The sequence below is a fragment of the Streptomyces sp. SID14436 genome (assembly GCF_010548465.1).
Classification (GTDB): Bacteria; Actinomycetota; Actinomycetes; order Streptomycetales; family Streptomycetaceae; genus Streptomyces.
Genome location: NZ_JAAGMD010000160.1, coordinates 1 through 4346 on the forward strand (window position 1 = coordinate 1; position 4346 = coordinate 4346).

Annotated in this window: 4 protein-coding genes; 2 read left to right on the forward strand and 2 right to left on the reverse strand. The window is 70.9% G+C overall.

The genetic code is table 11. The annotated features are described in order from the left end of the window. Together glgX and G3I53_RS05775 are read right to left on the reverse strand one after the other, a co-directional pair. On the reverse strand, nucleotides 1-1431 hold a 1431-nt coding region (gene glgX, locus G3I53_RS05770), incomplete at its 3' end, for a glycogen debranching protein GlgX (protein ID WP_164438088.1). Next, on the reverse strand, nucleotides 1428-1940 hold the full coding sequence (locus tag G3I53_RS05775; RefSeq protein WP_031101784.1) for a hypothetical protein: 513 nt from the start codon (nucleotides 1938-1940) through the stop codon (nucleotides 1428-1430). The genes G3I53_RS05775 and glgX, both read right to left, overlap by 4 nt. 371 nt (nucleotides 1941-2311) lie before the next feature. Between G3I53_RS05775 and G3I53_RS05780 the strand changes: the two genes are divergently transcribed. Both G3I53_RS05780 and G3I53_RS05785 read left to right on the forward strand, forming a co-directional pair. Further along, on the forward strand, nucleotides 2312-2611 hold the full coding sequence (locus G3I53_RS05780; RefSeq protein ID WP_031101783.1) for a DUF5133 domain-containing protein: 300 nt from the start codon (nucleotides 2312-2314) through the stop codon (nucleotides 2609-2611). Nucleotides 2612-2684: 73 nt separating this feature from the next. Beyond that, nucleotides 2685-4346: alpha-1,4-glucan--maltose-1-phosphate maltosyltransferase (locus tag G3I53_RS05785; protein WP_164438089.1), on the forward strand; the 1662-nt coding region annotated here is incomplete at its 3' end.

A 4346-nucleotide genomic window follows, 5' to 3' on the forward strand; every position in this document is an offset into this window, starting at 1 on the left:
CTCGCCGTTGGCCTCGTTGTGCTTGTCGTTGTAGGACACCAGGTCGCGCAGCGTGAACCCGTCGTGCGCGGTGACGAAGTTGACGCTGGCGCGCGGGCGGCGCCGGTTGTGCGCGTACAGGTCGGCGGAGCCGGTCAGCCGGGACGCGAACTCGCCGAGGGTGTGGTCCTCGCCGCGCCAGAAGTCCCGTACGGCGTCCCGGTACTTGCCGTTCCACTCCGACCAGAGCTGGGGGAAGTTGCCCACCTGGTAGCCGCCCTCGCCCAGGTCCCAGGGTTCGGCGATCAGCTTGACCCTGCTGATCACCGGGTCCTGCTGGATGAGGTCGAAGAACGCGGAGAGCCGGTCGACCTCGTGGAACTGCCGGGCCAGGGTCGCCGCGAGGTCGAAGCGGAAGCCGTCGACATGCATCTCGGTGACCCAGTACCTCAGCGAGTCCATGATCAGCTGGAGGACGTAGGGGTGGCGCATCAGCAGGCTGTTGCCGGTGCCGGTGGTGTCGTAGTAGTGGCGCCAGTCGCCGTCCACCAGGCGGTAGTAGGAGGAGTTGTCGATGCCGCGGAAGGAGAGCGTGGGGCCCTTCTCGTTGCCCTCGGCGGTGTGGTTGTAGACGACGTCGAGGATCACCTCCAGCCCGGCCGCGTGCAGGGTCCTGACCATCTCCTTGAACTCGGTGACCTGCTGGCCGCGACTGCCCGACGCCGCGTAGGCGTTGTGCGGGGCGAAGAAGCCGATGGTGTTGTATCCCCAGTAGTTGGCCAGCCCGCGCCCCTGGAGGACCCCGTCCTGGACGAACTGGTGCACCGGCATCAGCTCGACCGCGGTGACGCCCAGCGAGGTCAGGTGCTCGACCACGGCGGGATGGGCGAGACCGGCGTAGGTGCCGCGCAGCTCGGGCGGCACCTCCGGGTGGGTGCGGGTCAGGCCCTTGACGTGGGCCTCGTAGATCACGGTGTCGGCGTACCGGCGGCCGGGCCGGGTGTCGTCGCCCCAGTCGAAGGCGGGGTCGGTGACCACGCCCAGCATGGTGTGCCCGGCGCTGTCGCCCGGGTCGGGTCCGTGCGGGTCGCGTTCGTGCAGCGAGGGGTGGTTGTCGATCTGCCCGTCGACGGCGGTGGCGTACGGGTCGAGGAGCAGCTTCGCCGGGTTGCAGCGGTGGCCGGCCGACGGGTCCCAGGGGCCGTGCACCCGGTAGCCGTAGCGCTGCCCGGGGCCGATGCCGGGGAGGTAGCCGTGCCACACGAAGCCGTCGGCCTCGGTCAGCGGGACGGTGCGGTGCCGCCCCTCGTCGTCGACCAGGACCAGGTCGACGCCCTCGGCGACCTCGCTGAACAGGGCGAAGTTGGTGCCCTCCCCGTCCGGGGACGCACCCAGCGGATAGGGGCGCCCGCTCCAGGCGGGCGCCCCTTTCCTGTTCTGGCGCCGGGTCACCGGGCCTCCTCCAGGACCCCGCCCGGCGTTCGGACCAGGCCGGTCGCCTGGGCGACGACCGGCTCGCGGGGCAGGTCCAGGCCCTCGCTCGTGCGCGGGTCGGGTGCGGTCGGCACCAGCGGGACGCGTTCCCCGGCGCGGGCGCGCTGCGAGAACCAGATGACCTTGCTGCCGCCCTCGGTGGCGCAGCAGCCCCAGCCGTCGCTGCTCGCGGCGATCTGCCGGAGGCAGCCGCGCAGATCCTGGTCCGGGCGCAGCGCGCGGTCGTTCTCCCCGATGGCCGTGATGAGGTGCTGGCCGTTCCACCACATCTCGATCGACGTGTTCTTGTCGGTGGCGTGCTCGTCGATGGCGCGCAGCAGCAGCTCGGCGCCGTTGCAGACGGGCTGCATCAGGTTCTCCAGGTCCCAGAACCGGAGGTACGCGGCCAGAATGCGGCTGACCTGCCCGACCTTCTCCGGGCTGACTTCCACGTCGAGGTGGTAGTAGCAGGGCACTGCGGTCTTCATCGTCGTTGGCTCCTCACCGCGAAGCTCGGCGTTCCTCTCGTCCGCCGGGACGGACCCCGAGTACGGAACGTGAGCGGTTGGTGCTTCTGAGTCACCTACAGCGTGAGGGGGTTGGTCCATTCGTGCAACACGAGAGCACGCCTGAGGCGAAGGGGGCGACACCTGAGTGCCGGAACCGGCCCGGAGGCGGCTGGAGGCGGCGGAAGGCGACGGAAGACGGTTGAAAATCCAACAAGACGCTGAGTCACCGCGCGTGCACCATGTGTGAAGACCTCGATCGCCGTTACGGGTCCGTGCCGACACGCGCACGGCCGCCGCCCGACCGTCGGGACAACGTGCCCTCATCGAGCCCCGGAAAGGTGAACGGCGCCATGCTGCTACCCGCCAAAGCCGAAGTTGCCCGGCAGTTGCGTCGCTACCGGGCCTGGGAACGCGTGATGCTCGCCGCCCCGGCGGACCTCACGGTACGGGCCACCTTCGAGGACTCCGGCTACACCCTCTGCGTGCTGATGGGGAAGCGCTGCGCCCGGGAGGCGGCGGACGCCGCCGAGCGGTACCTGCGCACCACGCCCGTCACCTATCTGCAGGAACAGCACGACCGGCCCCGTCCCACCGCGACGGTGCGGAGGGGGCCACCGGTCGGCGAGCGGCACTCCCCGGCGGGAAGGTGAGGACCTTCCCGCCTCAGTTTGGTCCCACGACCGGGCGCGGGCCCGGCGTCGAGCACGGCGGAGGTGCAGACCCATGAAGACGACCCAGCCCATCGGCCGCATTCCGGTACGGGACGTCCGCCCGTCCGTCGAGTGCGGCAACAGGCCGGCCAAGGCGGTGGTGGGCGAGGCGTTCGAGGTCTCGGCGACCGTGTTCCGCGAGGGGCACGACGCGGTGGCCGCCAACGTGGTGCTCAAGGACCCGGAGGGCCGTCCGGGTCCGTTCACCCCGATGCGGGAGCTGGCCCCCGGCAGCGACCGGTGGGGCGCCGAGGTCACCGCCGACGCCGTCGGCCTGTGGACCTACCGCGTCGAGGCGTGGGCCGACCCCGTCGCCACCTGGCGCCGCACCGCCGGCATCAAGGTGCCCGCGGGCATCGACGCGGGACTGGTGCTGGAGGAGGGCGGCGACCTCTACGAGCGGGCGGCGGCCGGCGTCCCCCGGGAGGACGGGCGGGCGGACGTGCTCGCCGCGGCGGAGACCCTGCGCGACGACACCCTGCCCTGCGCCACGCGCCTGGCGGCGGCGTTGACGCCGGAGGTGGCGGCGGTGCTGGCCCGCTATCCGCTGCGGGAGCTGGTGACCAGCAGCGAGCCGCTGCCGCTGCTGGTGGAGCGGGAACGGGCGCTGTACGGGTCGTGGTACGAGTTCTTCCCGCGTTCGGAGGGCACCGCGCGGGAGCCGCACGGCACGTTCGAGACCGCCGCCCGGCGGCTGGACGCGATCGCGGCGATGGGCTTCGACGTGGTCTACCTGCCGCCGATCCACCCCATCGGGACCACCTTCCGCAAGGGCCCGAACAACACCCTGGACGCCGGCCCGGACGATGTGGGGGTGCCGTGGGCGATCGGGTCCGCCGAGGGCGGGCACGACGCGGTGCATCCGCGGCTGGGCACGCTGGAGGACTTCGCCCGGTTCGTGGCCCGGGCCGGGGAGCTGGGCATGGAGGTGGCGCTGGACTTCGCGTTGCAGTGCTCGCCGGACCATCCGTGGGTGCACAAGCATCCGGAGTGGTTCCACCACCGCCCGGACGGGTCGATCGCGTATGCGGAGAACCCGCCGAAGAAGTACCAGGACATCTATCCGATCGCCTTCGACGCGGATCTGGACGGGCTGGTGGCGGAGACCTGCCGGGTGCTGCGGCACTGGATGGGGGTGGGGGTGCGGATCTTCCGGGTGGACAATCCGCACACCAAGCCGGTGGTGTTCTGGGAGCGGGTGATCGGTGAGATCAACCGCACCGATCCGGATGTGATCTTCCTGGCGGAGGCGTTCACCCGGCCGGCGATGATGCACACGCTGGCGCAGATCGGCTTCCAGCAGTCGTACACCTACTTCACCTGGCGCAACAGCAAGCAGGAGCTGACCCAGTACCTGACCGAACTGTCGGGGGAGGCCGCCTCCTACATGCGGCCCAACTTCTTCGCCAACACCCCCGACATCCTGCACGCCTATCTGCAGCACGGCGGCCGGCCCGCCTTCGAGGTGCGCGCGGTCCTCGCCGCCACCCTCTCCCCCACCTGGGGCATCTACAGCGGCTACGAACTGTGTGAGAACACCCCGCTGCGGGAGGGCAGCGAGGAGTACCTCGACTCGGAGAAGTACCAGCTCAGGCCGCGTGACTGGGAGGCGGCGGAACGCGAGGGACGTACCATCGCCCCGCTGATCACCCGGCTCAACACCCTCCGCCGGGAG